Source organism: Agrobacterium sp. fls2-241-TYG-188a (assembly GCF_030209845.1).
In genome coordinates this window covers 116,017-130,562 of the sequence record NZ_JARVRD010000011.1, presented here as the reverse complement: position 1 = coordinate 130,562, position 14,546 = coordinate 116,017, and the positions used below count along the sequence as shown (strand labels likewise).

Below are 14,546 nucleotides of genomic sequence, written 5' to 3'. Positions count from 1 at the left end.
CATTGAGCGCCTGCTGCCATTTCAGTCCCTTGCGCTGGCCGACACGGAGCTCATCCGGTGACGACCAATCGGCAGCATCATTGGACGGTTGGAGGTGGGGTCAACTATGACACGGCTTTCTATTCCGAAAACATCGCGGACGGTGTTTTCGGTCAGGACCTCTTCAGGTGTGCCGATGCTGTGCACACGTCCATTCGCCATTGCAACGAGTTGATCGGCATAGCGCGAGGCGAGATTGAGATCGTGCAGAACCATGACGATTGTCGTCGCGCGGGCCTGGTTGAGGTCGGTCAGGAGATCGAGGACTTCCACCTGATGATTGATATCCAGAAACGTTGTCGGCTCGTCGAGCAACAGGATGTCGGTTTCCTGGGCAAGGGCCATGGCTATCCAAACACGTTGCCTCTGCCCGCCGGAGAGTTCGTCGACGGACCGTTCCGCCAGATCGAATGTCCCCGTTGCCTCAAGCGCTGCAGCAACGGCGTCGTCATCCTTGTTTGTCCAGCGAGACAGAAGCCCTTGGTGAGGGTGGCGGCCTCGGCTGACGAGATCAGCCACGGTTATGCCTTCTGGAGCAACGGGCGATTGTGGAAGCAGTCCCAAAGTCTGTGCAAGTTTGCGGGGAGAGGTGCTGTGAATGGATTTTCCGTCAAGCAGGACATGACCGCTGCGCGGTGACATGAGGCGAGACATTGTACGCAGAAGTGTTGACTTGCCGCAGGCATTGGCACCGACGATGACGGTGATCTTCCCGGGCGAGACGGAAAAATCCAGACCATCCAGAATGATCGTGTCGCCGTAACCAGCAGAAAGACCGCAGGCATTGAGAGAATGGGCAGTCAAAGCGAGCCTCCGGATCTATTGGCGCGGATGATCAGGAAAATAAGATAGGGTGCGCCGAGCGCCCCGGTCACGACGCCGACTGGGTAGCGGCTGAAAAGCAGGAACTGCCCGGCGTAGTCTCCAGCCAGAACAAGCACTGCGCCGACCAGTCCGGCGGGAATGAGCGGCGAGTTTCCCGGCCCGACGATGCGGGCAGCGATGGGGCCCGAAAGAAAGGCAACGAATGCAATTGGTCCTGTCACGGCCGTTGCGAAAGCGATCATCCCGACGGCGGCCACGATGACGAGAACGCGCGTTGTCCCGACCCGCACCCCCAGGGCAGCTGCCATTTCGTCCCCCAGCCTCAGGGCCTCCAGATCGCGCTGGCGGCTGAGAAGAAGGCCACCGAAAATGACAAGTGAGAGCAGGAGCGGAGCAGCCTGTGAAAGCTGCGCGCCGTTGACGCTGCCCGTCAGCCAGCGCATTGCTTCCTGTAGGTTCCATGCGGGCGCTGTTGAAAGAATATAGGCGATGATACTTTCCAGCATGGCGGAAACACCGATGCCGACAAGAATGAGGCGTGTTCCGGCCACACCATTGCGAGAGGAAAGGCCGTAGACCGTAAGCGCAACACCAAGCCCGGCCACGACCGCGAAGACCGAAACGATCGGTCCTTTCAGCGATAGAACGACAATTGCAAAGACCGCTGCAGCACTTGCCCCGGAACTGATGCCGATAATGTCAGGGCTGGCCAAAGGGTTTCGAAGCATGATCTGGAAAGCCACGCCGCCCATGCCGAAGCTCAATCCAGCAAGGACGGAAAGCAAGGCCCGCGGCAACCGCAACTGGCCGACCGTAAAGCTCGCGCCCGCGACATTTTCCCCCAATAGAACCCTGAGGACGTCAGTGGGCGGGGTGAAGGACTGGCCGAGAATGAGCGTTAGCGAAAAAATGGCGGCGAGCACCGATACAAGCAGCGCAATGACCGCCGCGCGTCGTCGCGCATGTCTCGTGCGTTGTGCGACGATCAGACCTGTGATTGTTGTTCGCGCCGTCATAGGTCACGCACGCGCTGGCGTCTTACGACCCAGATGAAAAAGGGGGCGCCGATGAGGGCGGTGACGATGCCGACGTCCAGTTCGCCCGGGCGGGCCACGATGCGCCCGACGATATCTGCGGTGAGCAAAAGGAAGGCGCCGCCCAAAGCCGAAAATGGCAACAGCCAGCGATGGTCCACGCCGACAAGGAGGCGACAGAGATGTGGTACGACAAGTCCCAAAAAGCCGATTGGCCCACAGACTGCGGTTGTTGCACCACAGAGCATGATTGCGCCGAGCGCTGAGACGGCACGGGCGACAGCAACGCGCTCACCAAGGCCAGCCGCAAGTTCATCGCCCAGTGCAAGTGAATTCAGCTTTCTGGCTGACAGCAGGCTGATCAGGAAGCCGACGGCCAGAAACGGCAGGATATGGGAAATGCGGTCGAAGGTTGCGCCACCTACACCGCCTATCTGCCATGAACGAACACCGCCCGCGATATCGTTGCGAGGCAGAACGACCGCAATGACCAGAGAAGAAAAGGCAACGGATGTCGCAGCACCAGCAAGCGCGAGCTTAAGAGGTGTTGCTCCACCGCGGCCAAGCGACCCGATGGTATAGACGAAAATCGCGGCAGCACCCGCGCCTGCAATCGCTGTCCAAATGAAGGCGTTACTTGACGCCATATTGAACCATGCGACGCCGATGACAACCGCCAGCGATGCTCCCATGTTGACCCCAAGAATCCCCGGGTCGGCAAGAGGATTGCGCGTTACACCCTGCATGATGGCACCCGAAAGCGCCAATGCCGCACCTGCGATGAGGGCAAGCAGTGTCCTCGGAATGCGCACCGCCACCGCCGCCTGTCCGATGTTTTCGACCTGTCCATGCAAGGCCGAGACGATATCCGCCCATGCGACATCACGGGTCCCGATGGCGACGGAGAGAAGGCATTGAATGGCGAGGGCGGAAACCAGGACCCCAAGCCAGATCGACCTGACGCCGTTTGATCGCTTCAAGACAACATTCGACCCGCGCGACTTGACAAAGCTGCCAGTCATTTCGGCTTTCCATCCGCTTTTGCGACAGCATCTGCCAGCAGCTTTACATAATCCTTCAGGACCCAGGAAATCGACAGCGGGGTGGGGTTGGCCGCGGTACCCAACGGGTTTCGTCCCAGCATGACAATCGAGCCATGCTCGACAGCGGGCATTCGCGACAGCAGCGGATCTGCCTTGACCGCGTCCAACAGCGCCTGTCCACCATAGGTTACGAGGATATCGACATCGTCGAATGTATCCACACGTTCAGCACTGACGCTGGACGAAAACTGGCCGGGCCTCGTTGCGTCCCTGACGCTTTTGGGGGAACCTAGACCCAGATCGGTAAAGAATTTCACCCGTGTATCATTGGCCGTGTAGAAGTTGACCGTGCTGAGATTGCCGCTGTCGAGATGGGTTACAAACATAGCCGATTTGCCCTTGAGTTGAGGCACATCGGCAACCACGTTTGCGATTTCCTCTTCCGTATGCTTGATCAAGGCCTCGCCCTCAGCCGCCATTCCCATGCCGGCACTGTTGATGCGGATCATCTCGCGCCAATCTGTCGACCAGGCCGATTCCGGGTAGGCGATAACCGGAGCAATCTGGCTCAGCGTATCGTAGTCCGATTGGCTCAGCCCTGAATATGCTGCAAGGATGACATCCGGCTGCGTTCCGGCCACCGCTTCAAAATCGATGCCGTCACCCTCATCGAAGAGGACGGGTGTCTTGGCACCAAGCGATTTTAGCTTCTCCGCGACCCATGGAAGAAGGCCATCGCCGTCATCATCGCCGAAATTGGCGGCGGCAAAACCGACGGGTACGATCCCCAGAGCGAGCGGAACTTCATGATTTGCCCAGGAGACAGTGGCAACGCGCTCCGGCTTTTTCTCAAGCGTTGTCGTTCCAAAAGCATGTTTTATCGTTAGCGGGTAGACGGTGCCGTCGGCTGACCATGCCGGAATTCCGGCAGACAGAAACAGGATTGCTCCAAACAGGGACGCAATTGCGCGGAGGCGTCGCAACATCAGCCAGACTTTCTTCATATTAAAGTTGACTTCAAGTCTCAGCTTCATAGCTTGAGGTCAAGACTGTTGTTCGACGCACCGGTAGAGGGGAATGAAGTTTCCGTGGTTTTTTACAAAACCGCAGAAAATTACAATACCGGATGATCCCACTCAAGTTATCAGCGCTGACGAGGGGCAGCCGCATGTGTTGGCCGCCAAGGGTCAGCAACACTATTCCGGATTTCGATCATGATATTTGACACGACGGGCGCGCGCAAAAGCCGATATTTCAAGGCTGTTTTGTTGGGATGCACGGCTCTCGCCGCATTTTCTCCCTCTCGGCTTGTTGCCCAGGACGCAGCAACGCAGGGCGGCTCCACCGTACTCGAAAAGATCACCGTCCAGGGTGGCGGCGGCGATGATGACGACAATTCGATCGTAGCCCGCAAGACAACCGGTGCCGGAAAAATGCCGGGTGAGGTGCTAACGACACCCGCGTCTGTTTCCGTCATCACCGCCAAGGAAATCAAGGAACGCGCTGCGACCAGCGTCGAGCAGGTCGTGCAATACACGGCGGGTGTTGTGACCGATTTCTATGGCTCGGATGATCGCTACGACTACTTCGATATCAGAGGCTTTACGCCCTACACATACCGCGATGGCCTTTCCATTGGCCGTACCTTTGCGGGCATTCGTGAAGAACCCTATGCCTTCGAGCGTATTGAGGTCCTCAAAGGCGCAAGCTCGTCTTCATTCGGCGCGGCGGAGCCAGGTGGATCGGTCAACTACGTTACCAAGCTGCCCAAAAGCGAACGGTTCGGTGAAGCCTATGTCACCGGCGGCTCTTACGCCCACAAGGAAGTCGGACTGGATTTTGGCGATAACATTACCGAAGACGACACGCTGTCCTATCGCCTGACCGGGCGCCTGCAGGATGCAAACGCGGAATATGACTATTCGAAAGACAATGAGAAATTCATCATGGGTGGCCTGACGTGGCGCCCGACGGATGTCACAAAATTGTCCTTCGTTTTTGACCACCTGAACCGCGACGGAGTGCCTGGCAGTGGCGGCCAGCCGCTGGGCACGGACTTCGACAGAGACGCGTTTTTCGGTGAGCCCGACTATTATTTCAAGAACACCAACCGCAACACATACAGCCTGATGTTCGACCATGATTTCGGCAATGGTCTGAGCTTTGGATCCAAGGCGCGGTATAGCAAGTCCGATGATGGGTTCGGAAGCGCCTATCTCTCGAGCACATCGACGAACGGCTCCAATCTCGCGAATCGTTACTTCTTCGGAAGCGACAAGGGGTCGGAACAGTTTATTATCGATGCCAACCTGATCTACGAAGCGAATTTTGACAATGTCGAAAGCCGCACGCTTGCCGGTATCGAATACAACAAGTTCAAGTCGCAGACCTATACCCTGTATGACCCGAGCACACCTCCCATAAACTGGGTCAATCCTGTCTTTTCCGGTGGCCCGGCTTCAACGGCTCCAAATTCCGGAACTCTTGCGGACCAGAATAACAAAAGCATCTATTTGCAGCAGGATTTGACGTTCTCGGATCGCCTGACCGCAAGTGTCGGGATGCGCAACGACTGGTTCGATCTGAGCGAAACCAATCTGGCGGCCAACAGCAGCGGTAACCTTGTGACCAGCAGTTCTGGATCTGCCAACCATTCCGAATTCACTGCCCGGTTTGGCCTGAGCTACAAGCTGACGGATGAATGGGCAACCTATGCAAGCTATGCGGAGTCCGCGGCACCTCCCGGTACCGGCACAGAGCCTACCACCGGCAAGCAGTATGAGGTTGGTGTGAAATACCAGCCGGAGGCGTTTCCGGCTCTGATTACCGCGTCTGTCTACGATCTGACCAAGGGAAATATCACCGTCTATGACAGCGTGACCTATTTGCCTGCGTCTGTCGAAAAGGTTCGTCATCGCGGCTTCGAACTGGAAGCGAAGGCGGAACTGACGAACAATATCAATCTGGTGGCGGCTTACAGCTATATCGACAGCAAGATCGAGGAACCGGGCGGGGCTAATGACGGAAACCGTTTGATGCGCGTTCCCAAGCACCTGGCTTCCGTCTGGGCGACATATACTCTGGAGGGAGAAGGCGCCCGCGGCGACATGACGTTCGGTCTTGGGGCCCGCTACTCAGGCAAGTACTTCACCAATCTCCAGAACTCGATTGCATCGGAAAGTGCTGTCGTGTTCGATGCGGCATTCACCTACAAGATCAAGGAAAACACGATGCTGCAACTCAACGCCAGCAACCTGTTTGATGAAAAGCATGTTGCGAGCCAGGACAGTGGCGGCGTCTATTACAATCCTGGACGGACAGTTCTGGCGACGCTTCGCCAAACCTGGTAAATCACGGGAAGCATTTTGCGGCGGGGGATATGCTCAGTTCCCCTGCCGCATTCGACGCCATGCGGCAGGGGTGGCACCTGCGACTTGCCGGAAGGTCTTGGTCAAATGGGCCTGATCTGAAAATCCAAGTTGCGCTGCAATGGCGGCCACGCTGAGATCGCTTTGCTCCAGCATCTCCTGGGCAATCCCTATTCGTTTCGTAAGTTGCCATTGGAGCGGTGTCTTGCCTGTCGTCTGCTTGAAGACATTGGCAAACCAACTTTCCGAAAGCCCGACCGCTTCGGCCATTTCTCCCACGCTCATGCGATAATCCGCTCGCTCGTTGACGACAGCGATCAGCCTGTTCATTTGCGCCTGCGTGAGACGCGCGTTTGCTGGCTCAAGCTCATGACTGTCCATATCGAGGTTCAACAAGCCAGTGACGATGCTGCCGACCAGACTTTCCGCGAAAGCAGCGTGTCTGGACGGGCTTGAAACCTCATCCACCAGCAGACCCGCCAGGGTCTCGATGGCTGCAGCGTCTTGGATTTCTACCGGGCGGCGCAGAGCCGACAGAGCCAATGAAGCGCCGAGTGACGGCGTCAGATATTTCAGCAGCCTGTCTCTGTGAAGGTGAATGTCGAGATGCGAGAAGCGATGAAACGATGTGAAGCTTGTCCAGAGAGGCACGCCCGCCGGCACGTAAATGGCCCGCTTCATAGGCCGATATTGTAAGTTGTCGCCGCCTTCGAGATTCGTCATGCGGATATGGGAAGAGACGTCATTGAAGAAAATGACGATGCGCGGATCGGGAGAGAGATAGTATCCCGTTGCTCCCGCATGTCCTTCGGCATCCCAGAACACGCTGACCAGCCCATCAAGTCCGCGCCATCGGGCAGGTGCCAGCGCCCGGATGCCGTCGGTTGATGATGTCATGGAGTGGAGATAGGTCACCGTGTTCTTTCCGCTGTTTGATCCGCGCAGGGCCGCCAAGGAGTTTCGAATAGAAACCTGGCCAAAACGATAAAGCGCGGCGTGAAATTATGACATCAATAATCATGTTTTAGTTTTGTGGCAAGTATGGACCATGTATTTGGCGGTTTGGGCGCGTGGAACCAAACCGATCTCTTTTCGGTTGTTCGGCCACACAGTCAGCTTTCCGGAGATTGTTTGTTAAACGCGTTGCCCACGGTGCCGCTGTTGGAGCTCCACACTTTGCCTGTCTCAAGCTTTGCGCAGGAGAGGGAAGGGGCAGGCCCAAGCGCCTGAGCGATGCGAAGCGCGATGACAGCTTGCTGCGAAACAATTGCTTTAACATTAGATTTCAGTCTACTTATCCAAAAGGCAAAAAGTATGAATAAAGATATGGCGGCATCGGGTAAGGATAACCCAAAATGGCGTCTTATTCGGCAGGATGACGCCGAAGCCGGGAAACCGACTTTCCCCGAACTTTTTTTCGACCTTGTTTTCGTTTTTGCCCTCATCCAGCTTTCGCACACGCTTGCAAAAGATTTCGGCTCGACGGCCCTTCTCGAAGCAGGGCTTTTGATTCTGGCGCTCTGGTGGCTCTGGGTTCAGATAACCTGGCTCACCAATCTCCTGAATACAGAGGCAGGGCTGGTGCGCCTGTTTCTGTTTTCGGTAATGTTCGCGGGCGTTCTGCTCGCAATCGCGCTACCCAAAGCGTTTGAGGACCAAAGCCTCATCTTTGCGGTAATCTATAGCACGATGCAGATCATGCGCTCCCTGTTTGCGCTTTATGTCTTCAAAGGTGTCGACCACGAAAACTCGCTGACATTCGCCCGTATGGCGCTGTGGCTCGCAGTTTCCAGTGTCTTTTGGATCGCAGGGGGGCTGGCGGGCAGTCTGGGAGCGCAAATTGCGTTGTGGAGCGTTGCAATTGGTATCGAATATCTTGGTCCTATCGCCAAATATTATTTCCCCGGACTGAAAACCGGGAAGGATGAGAAACTTCACCTTTCAGGCGAGCATCTGGCCGAACGATGTGCACTTTTCGTCATCATCTGTCTTGGCGAAACCATCCTGACGACGGGCCGCACGGCCACCGACTACATGAATTCCAGCCTGACCTTCGTCGTTTTCTGTTCAGCCTTTGGAAGTACGGTTCTGATGTGGTGGATCTATTTCCATCATGGGCAGGAAAAGGCTTCCGAGAAGGTTGAAGAGACGGAAGAGCCGGAGAAAATTGCTCAGAACCTTTTCAGTTACGGGCATCTGCCAATCGTCGCCGGGATCATTCTGACAGCAGTTGGAGAGGATTTCAGCCTCTCTCACAGCTACGAACATTCGACCTTGCGGGAGGCGTCCGCCATTGTGGGTGGGCCGATACTCTTTCTGGCGGGCAATATCGGCGTGAAGATTGCCGCGTCCTACATCAGGCCTGTTTCGCATTTTGTCGGCATCGCCGTTCTATGCGTGCTTCTTCTGCTTCAGGGGATGCCGCTCTACGCCCTGCAGATTTCTGCCGTCAGTGTGCTTCTCCTCGTTGCAGGCTGGGAGTATTTTGCGCTCAGGAAACAGGCGCCGACCGTCGCTTGATCGGGCGGGGCGATCATTCCGTGTTGAAGTGGGCAATGAGTTCTGCTGTGTTCTTCACGCCGGATGCCTTTATCAGCCGCGACCGATGCGACTCTATGGTTCTGGTTGAAAGGCCAAGCTCATCGGCGATTGCCCTGTTCGTCTTGCCTTGAGATACAAGAGCGACGATCTGCTGTTGGCGATCGGTTAGGTGCAGTCGATCCTGTGCGAAGGGTCGTGACAGGGGCTGGAAGCAATAGAGTGCCTGCGCAAATGGATCGACCGGATGGCGTGTTCGGCCATGAACCTGGCACCAGAAGCGCCTGCCATCGCTGGCCGTCATGATGCGCTCGTCGTAATAGACCTGTCCTTCGGCGAGATGGACCTTCCACATCGCGCCAGTCCGCACGAAGTCGGCGTGCTTGGGATAAAGCCGAGCGAAGCTCTGATCGATCAGATCACGCTTGGGATAGCCGAACAGTCGCGCAAACTCTTCGTTGCAATCCCGGATGATGCGATGTGTGGCATAGACCATTGGCACCGGCATCTCCGCCAGCGCAAAACGTTGATCCTGAGCCTCGTCCCTCATGAAGTCTCCCCCGAATTTGCAGTATAAATACGGCTAACCGGGCGGCGGAATCAAGCTTACCTTTTTTGCTCTTCCGCCAAATCGTGCGGGGGTAAAGGAGGAGACATGAGAAAGCTGAAAGCGACCGCAGCGGAGGCGCTGGCGGACGTCTTGCGAGACGGCATGACCATAATGTCGGGCGGGTTCGGCCTGTGCGGTATTCCCACAAGCCTGATAGAAGCCGTTCGTCTTTCCGGCGTGAAAGACCTCACGGTCATATCCAACAACGCCGGTGTTGACGGTTACGGGCTTGGCGTCCTGCTGGAAACGAGACAGATCAGGAAAATGATTTCGTCCTATGTGGGGGAAAACAAGCTGTTCGCTGAACAATTCCTGTCCGGCGCGCTTGAGCTTGAATTCAACCCGCAGGGAACGCTGGCCGAAAGAATTCGGGCGGGTGGCGCAGGTATTCCTGCCTTTTTTACCAAAACCGGCGTCGGCACCTTGATTGCCGAAGGCAAGGAAGTCCGTCGTTTCGGCGACAGCGATTACATCATGGAAACCGGTCTGTTTGCCGATCTGGCAATCGTTCATGCCTATAAGGGCGATAGCGAGGGCAATCTCGTTTACCGGAAAACAGCCCGCAACTTCAATCCGGTGATGGCAACGGCGGCAAAGCTGACTGTCGCCGAGATCGAGCATCTGGTGCCGCTTGGGGAGATTGACCCGGATCACGTGCATACCCCCGGCATTTTCGTTCAGAGACTGGTGCATGTGCCGAACCCGGCAAAGCGGATAGAGCAGCGCACCACAAGACCCAGATCGCAGAAGGAGGCTGTGTAGGATGGCCTGGACACGAGAACAGATGGCGGCACGGGCCGCAAAGGAATTGCAGGACGGCTTCTACGTCAACCTTGGAATAGGCATTCCTACCCTTGTCGCCAACTACATCCCGGATGGAATGGAAGTAACGCTGCAAAGCGAAAACGGAATGCTTGGCATGGGCCCTTTTCCTTTTGAAGGAGAAGAAGATCCAGATCTCATCAATGCCGGGAAACAGACGATCACCGAACTTGCAAAGACGAGTTATTTTTCCTCGGCAGACAGCTTTGCAATGGTGCGGGGCGGGCATATCGATCTTTCGATACTAGGGGCAATGCAGGTCTCGCAGAGTGGCGACCTCGCGAACTGGATGATCCCGGGCAAGATGGTAAAGGGCATGGGCGGCGCAATGGATCTTGTCGCCGGCGTCAAGCGTGTCGTCGTGGTGATGGAGCACGAGGCTAAGGGCGAGCCGAAATTGCTCAGCGAATGCAATCTTCCTCTCACCGGCGCCCGGGTTACGGATCTCGTCATTACCGATCTCGGCGTTTTTACGGTTGCCCGCCAGGGACCTCCGAGCCTCACGCTGATCGAATTGGCTGAAGGTGTTTCTGTGGAGGAAATCCGCGCGAAGACCGAGGCGTCGTTCGGTGTTGCACCAGAACTCGTGGCGCGCGGATGAGATCTTCGTCGTTTAACGAGCCGACTCCATCATCCATGCGCCAGTTGCATGGCCGTTGTGAAACCTTGTGTCTTATCGAATAGCTGGAGGTGGCTTATATTCCAGTCATCGAAACGACGTTGGGACCGAGACTGGTAGCTGACGTCAAGATACCTCACGAAAGGGGATCATCATGAACGTAGCACGCTCTTTCAACAATTGGCGCAAGTATCGTCAGACCGTAACCGAACTGGGCCGTATGAGCACACGCGAGTTGCAGGATCTCGGCATTAGCCGCGCAGACATTCACAGCGTTGCCAGGGCATCCGTCGGCCGTTAATCGCTGATTGTCTTTACAAATTGATTACATCGGCGCCTGCGGCAACGCGGGCGCCTTTCTTTTTCGCAGCCGTATTCGAAGTCATGCGAAATTTGCATATCTGCGCTGCAATGAAATCTATTTATTAGGCGGTCAAAAACGATATGTTTGTCTCATCGAAGCGATGCACCTCCTCCCGCAAAGCTTCGAATTCAGACGGTCCATCCTCCTCCCAGGGTCGTCTGTCGGAACAGCGACACTCCTCCTCCCAGTCGTTGTTCGGTTTTTTTCGGAAAGCCTGCCGCACCTCCTCCCGCGGCAGGCTTTTTCGTTTTGACGCTTTCGGTTCAAAGGCCGAGATCCAGCTGATGCAGGGGAAATGCTTGTTCGGTACTGAGTGAGGACAGCGTGACCCCAAGCAGGCGTACGGGACGCTTGAAGGGATAGACGGAGGACAGCAAGGCGTCGGCTATCTCGAGTACCAACTCGATGCTCGATAGTCCCTGGGGGACAGTCCTGCTGCGTGTCGCCTGTGTGAAGTCTGAATACTTGATCTTGACCGTGACCGTCTTGCCGGTGATGTCGTGTGCTTCGCAGTAACGCCAGATTTTCTCAGCAAGAGGACGTAATTCAGTTTGGGCAGCGTCCAGCGCATCAATATCCTGCGCGAACGTATCTTCCGCCCCTACCGATTTTCGGACCCTGTCAGCCTTGACCTGTCTCTCATCGATGCCGCGCGCGATACCGTAAAAATAAGGTCCGGACTTCCCAAAATGCTGCTGCAGGAACTGAAGGCTTTTCGATTTAAGGTCATGCCCGGTTTCTATTCCATGACGCTTCATCCGTTCGGCGGTCGCGGGGCCGACGCCGTGAAATTTCTTGACCGGCAGAGCCTCCACAAAAGCCGGGCCGTTCTTCGGTGTAATGACAGCCTGGCCATTGGGTTTGTTCAGATCGCTCGCCATCTTAGCCAGGAACTTATTGTAGGAAATCCCGGCCGACGCGTTGAGACCTGTGACAGACTTGATCCTGGCGCGAATTTCCGTCGCGATCTCAGTGGCGATCTCCATTCCCTTGAGGTTTTCGGTCACGTCCAGATAGGCTTCATCCAGCGATAGTGGTTCTATGAGGGGCGTGTATTCCGCGAATATGGCCCGGATTTGCTGCGAAACCTGACGGTAGACTTCAAAACGAGGAGGTACGAAGATGAGGTGCGGACACTTCCGCTTCGCCGTTACGGAGGGCATCGCGGAATGGACGCCGAAGGCTCTTGCCTCATAGCTTGCCGCTGCAACCACGCCTCTAGCGGCCGATCCGCCGACTGCAACAGGCTGGCCACGCAGTTGCGGATTGTCACGTTGTTCCACGGAAGCGTAAAACGCATCCATGTCAACGTGAATGATCTTTCGACTGGAGTGGGTGACCATGTCACTCATGGTTGGCAAACTGCGATACCGGCTGGAAACAAAAGAAGAACATAGCAGCATTCTGCAATATGTCCAACCAGCCTTCAGGTTAGCAGCGCACTATTTTAAGGTCAGTCACGCTGTCGAAGGAGCGCGCAGCCCGTCCATTACAAGGCGCACCAATCTGTCCGCGCGGTCACGCCAGTCGGGACCTTCCGGAATGGAATATATTCCAAAAAGCGCATTCAGTACGTCATCCGCTATGATGTCGGATTTTATCAGGCCGGTCTCGACAGCTGCCGTTATCAGACGGTTGAAAGTCTGGTGCAACAGGGTTGAACCCTCGGTAAAGAGTGTCGAGTTGGATGTGAACAATAGTTTCAGGCTGCTCGCCATGCCGCGTTTTGCAGCCATGTAGCTGACGAAACAATGCATCCACTCTTCGAGCGCCAGATCAGCCCGTTTTTTTGCCAGCAGCTCTGTTGCAGCCGTTGCGAGAATTTCCAGTTCGCGCCTGTAGACCATCTCGACAAGATGTTCGCGGGTGGGAAAATGCCGGTAGAGGGTGCCAATACCGACGCCTGCTCGGCGCGCTATGTCTTCAAGCGACGCGGTAGAGCCCTGTTCCGAAAATGCCAATGCCGCGATCTCGATCAACTTTTCCCGGTTTTTCCGGGCGTCGGCGCGTTTTGGCAACTCGGAAGGCGCTGAAAGGGATCGCTCCTTCGACACTTGAATATTACTCCATGCGAAAGGACTTGACGAATGAACGTAAGTCGCTAAGTTAAACGGAGGCGCCTCCGTTTATTTGGGCGCCAACCAATTCATAGTTCAGTTCTGGGGTTGCTGTCATGCACAAAGCACAAGTTCATCCCGGGAATGCCGGAAGACGTGGAACTAACCGAAGGTCAAACGGATTGGGCGTTTATCTGGCGTCGCAACGCAGGAGCTAAACATGATACGACCCATCACCACTATCCTGCATAACGACGTGGACGAGAACGAGTTCCCTTCGCGCCCAAGCGCAAATCAGAGCTCTCCCGAGGCCATGGTCCCGAAGAAGGCTTTCTCGACAGACGATTCTTCCACTATTTTGGGCTTTGCATCGCAGATAATGAACGAGGGTGGGCAGGTGGCTTTGTGCACACTTGTCGAAATCCGCGGTGGATCGTCACGTCCGCTTGGAGCCCACATGGCCGTTGCCGCCAATGGCCTCTACTGCGGCTATGTCTCTGGCGGTTGCACCGAAGCGGCTGTTGCTGCCGAGGCGCTGGAGGCAATCAACAGCGGTCATGACCGGTTCATGATGCTCGGTGAAGGATCGCCTTTCTTCGATATCGTCCTTCCTTGCGGCGGTGGCATCACGGTCGCCATCCATGTTCTTAAAGATGCCGCTCCGCTGCGTACAGTCCTCGAAATGGTCAAAGGTCGCAAGGCTGCCCGCCTTAGCTATAGCCCTAGCGGGCAACGTCTGTCGGTTGGAGAAACCCACCAGAAGGCGGGCTGGGGCGACGACGCCTTCGTCACCTGTTACCGCCCTGCCGTTCGCGTCGTTCTGTCCGGTCGCTCCCTCGAAGTCGAGATGGCGGCCAGTGTCGCGAGAGCTGCAGGGTACGAAGTTTTTCTACAGGATCAGGCTGGGCCCGACGGGTTCGACATCTCCCTGATCGATGACGACACTGCGGTCGCGCTTTTGCAGCATGATCTGGAGCTGGAAATGCCGGTTCTAGAAGCGGCGCTGTCAAAAACGCCCTTCTATGTGGGCGCGCTTGGCAGCAGCCGCACGCATGAGAAACGCACGGAAAGACTGCGAGATGCCGGCGTCGCGCCCGAGGTCATCAGTAAGGTCAAAGCGCCGATCGGTTTGTTTGGAAAGGCAAGGGATGCCCGATCTCTCGCACTGTCGGTAATTGCTGATATCGCAGCCTGTCGCCAGGCTGCTCTGTCTGCAAGCTAGCATCC

At 56.1% G+C, this 14,546-nt stretch carries 14 protein-coding genes; 6 read left to right on the top strand and 8 right to left on the bottom strand.

What is annotated here, in order from left to right:
* Positions 1-21: 21 nt before the first annotated feature.
* The 4 genes from QRN85_RS24070 to QRN85_RS24055 are packed head-to-tail and all read right to left on the bottom strand — an operon-like array spanning position 22 to position 3,927.
* Entirely contained in the window at positions 22-843 is an 822-nt protein-coding gene (locus QRN85_RS24070; protein WP_284760407.1) for an ABC transporter ATP-binding protein, read from the bottom strand.
* On the bottom strand, positions 840-1,880 hold the full coding sequence (locus tag QRN85_RS24065; protein WP_112963088.1) for a FecCD family ABC transporter permease: 1,041 nt from the start codon (positions 1,878-1,880) through the stop codon (positions 840-842). The genes QRN85_RS24070 and QRN85_RS24065 overlap by 4 nt, the downstream gene beginning before the upstream one ends.
* On the bottom strand, positions 1,877-2,920 hold the full coding sequence (locus tag QRN85_RS24060) for a FecCD family ABC transporter permease (protein WP_112963087.1): 1,044 nt from the start codon (positions 2,918-2,920) through the stop codon (positions 1,877-1,879). The genes QRN85_RS24065 and QRN85_RS24060 overlap by 4 nt, the downstream gene beginning before the upstream one ends.
* The gene (locus QRN85_RS24055) at positions 2,917-3,927 is read right to left on the bottom strand and encodes an iron-siderophore ABC transporter substrate-binding protein (protein WP_112963141.1); all 1,011 of its coding nucleotides are present in this window, start codon (positions 3,925-3,927) and stop codon (positions 2,917-2,919) included. Before QRN85_RS24055 ends, QRN85_RS24060 begins: the two co-directional genes overlap by 4 nt.
* Before the next feature lie 228 nt (positions 3,928-4,155).
* On the opposite strand from QRN85_RS24055, the gene QRN85_RS24050 reads away from it, so the two are divergent.
* Positions 4,156-6,291: a TonB-dependent siderophore receptor gene (locus tag QRN85_RS24050; protein WP_112963086.1), complete on the top strand. Its 2,136-nt coding sequence runs from the start codon at positions 4,156-4,158 to the stop codon at positions 6,289-6,291.
* 33 nt (positions 6,292-6,324) lie between these two features.
* Here QRN85_RS24050 and QRN85_RS24045 read toward each other — a convergent pair whose 3' ends face one another.
* Complete coding sequence (locus QRN85_RS24045) at positions 6,325-7,224, bottom strand: helix-turn-helix domain-containing protein (protein ID WP_284760406.1); 900 nt, start codon at positions 7,222-7,224, stop codon at positions 6,325-6,327.
* A 399-nt stretch (positions 7,225-7,623) separates the two neighbouring features.
* Between QRN85_RS24045 and QRN85_RS24040 the strand changes: the two genes are divergently transcribed.
* A complete protein-coding gene (locus QRN85_RS24040; protein ID WP_113094106.1) occupies positions 7,624-8,829 on the top strand; it encodes a low temperature requirement protein A in 1,206 nt (401 codons plus the stop codon).
* A 13-nt stretch (positions 8,830-8,842) separates the two neighbouring features.
* Here QRN85_RS24040 and QRN85_RS24035 read toward each other — a convergent pair whose 3' ends face one another.
* Entirely contained in the window at positions 8,843-9,397 is a 555-nt protein-coding gene (locus tag QRN85_RS24035; protein WP_062588579.1) for a helix-turn-helix transcriptional regulator, read from the bottom strand.
* A gap of 105 nt (positions 9,398-9,502) precedes the next feature.
* Between QRN85_RS24035 and QRN85_RS24030 the strand changes: the two genes are divergently transcribed.
* From QRN85_RS24030 to QRN85_RS24020, 3 genes are all read left to right on the top strand, one after another.
* Positions 9,503-10,219 carry a CoA transferase subunit A gene (locus QRN85_RS24030; RefSeq protein ID WP_062588581.1) on the top strand — a complete coding sequence of 239 codons (717 nt, stop codon included), beginning with the start codon at positions 9,503-9,505 and terminating at the stop codon, positions 10,217-10,219.
* Between the two features lies 1 nt (position 10,220).
* Positions 10,221-10,880 carry a 3-oxoacid CoA-transferase subunit B gene (locus QRN85_RS24025; RefSeq protein WP_112963083.1) on the top strand — a complete coding sequence of 220 codons (660 nt, stop codon included), beginning with the start codon at positions 10,221-10,223 and terminating at the stop codon, positions 10,878-10,880.
* 172 nt (positions 10,881-11,052) lie between these two features.
* Positions 11,053-11,199, top strand: a complete 147-nt coding sequence (locus QRN85_RS24020) for a DUF1127 domain-containing protein (protein WP_082469737.1) — start codon at positions 11,053-11,055, stop codon at positions 11,197-11,199.
* A gap of 326 nt (positions 11,200-11,525) precedes the next feature.
* Here the strand turns inward: QRN85_RS24020 and dinB are convergent, their stop codons facing one another.
* Together dinB and QRN85_RS24010 are read right to left on the bottom strand one after the other, a co-directional pair.
* A complete protein-coding gene (gene dinB, locus QRN85_RS24015; protein WP_502870832.1) occupies positions 11,526-12,614 on the bottom strand; it encodes a DNA polymerase IV in 1,089 nt (362 codons plus the stop codon).
* 105 nt (positions 12,615-12,719) lie between these two features.
* Positions 12,720-13,316, bottom strand: a complete 597-nt coding sequence (locus tag QRN85_RS24010; RefSeq protein WP_162723417.1) for a TetR/AcrR family transcriptional regulator — start codon at positions 13,314-13,316, stop codon at positions 12,720-12,722.
* Positions 13,317-13,632: 316 nt separating this feature from the next.
* On the opposite strand from QRN85_RS24010, the gene QRN85_RS24005 reads away from it, so the two are divergent.
* The gene (locus tag QRN85_RS24005) at positions 13,633-14,541 is read left to right on the top strand and encodes an XdhC family protein (protein ID WP_284760446.1); all 909 of its coding nucleotides are present in this window, start codon (positions 13,633-13,635) and stop codon (positions 14,539-14,541) included.
* Positions 14,542-14,546 lie beyond the last annotated feature (5 nt).

What these genes read in the sequence shown, in the direction of transcription:
- QRN85_RS24050 (WP_112963086.1), top strand. Translation starts at nt 4,156, where the DNA reads ATGATATTTGACACGACGGGCGCGCGCAAAAGCCGATATTTCAAGGCT.
- QRN85_RS24005 (WP_284760446.1), top strand. Translation starts at nt 13,633, where the DNA reads ATGGTCCCGAAGAAGGCTTTCTCGACAGACGATTCTTCCACTATTTTG.
- QRN85_RS24020 (WP_082469737.1), top strand. Translation starts at nt 11,053, where the DNA reads ATGAACGTAGCACGCTCTTTCAACAATTGGCGCAAGTATCGTCAGACC.
- QRN85_RS24040 (WP_113094106.1), top strand. Translation starts at nt 7,624, where the DNA reads ATGAATAAAGATATGGCGGCATCGGGTAAGGATAACCCAAAATGGCGT.
- QRN85_RS24025 (WP_112963083.1), top strand. Translation starts at nt 10,221, where the DNA reads ATGGCCTGGACACGAGAACAGATGGCGGCACGGGCCGCAAAGGAATTG.
- QRN85_RS24065 (WP_112963088.1), bottom strand. Translation starts at nt 1,880, where the DNA reads ATGACGGCGCGAACAACAATCACAGGTCTGATCGTCGCACAACGCACG.
- QRN85_RS24035 (WP_062588579.1), bottom strand. Translation starts at nt 9,397, where the DNA reads ATGAGGGACGAGGCTCAGGATCAACGTTTTGCGCTGGCGGAGATGCCG.
- dinB (WP_502870832.1), bottom strand. Translation starts at nt 12,614, where the DNA reads ATGAGTGACATGGTCACCCACTCCAGTCGAAAGATCATTCACGTTGAC.
- QRN85_RS24030 (WP_062588581.1), top strand. Translation starts at nt 9,503, where the DNA reads ATGAGAAAGCTGAAAGCGACCGCAGCGGAGGCGCTGGCGGACGTCTTG.
- QRN85_RS24055 (WP_112963141.1), bottom strand. Translation starts at nt 3,927, where the DNA reads ATGTTGCGACGCCTCCGCGCAATTGCGTCCCTGTTTGGAGCAATCCTG.
- QRN85_RS24060 (WP_112963087.1), bottom strand. Translation starts at nt 2,920, where the DNA reads ATGACTGGCAGCTTTGTCAAGTCGCGCGGGTCGAATGTTGTCTTGAAG.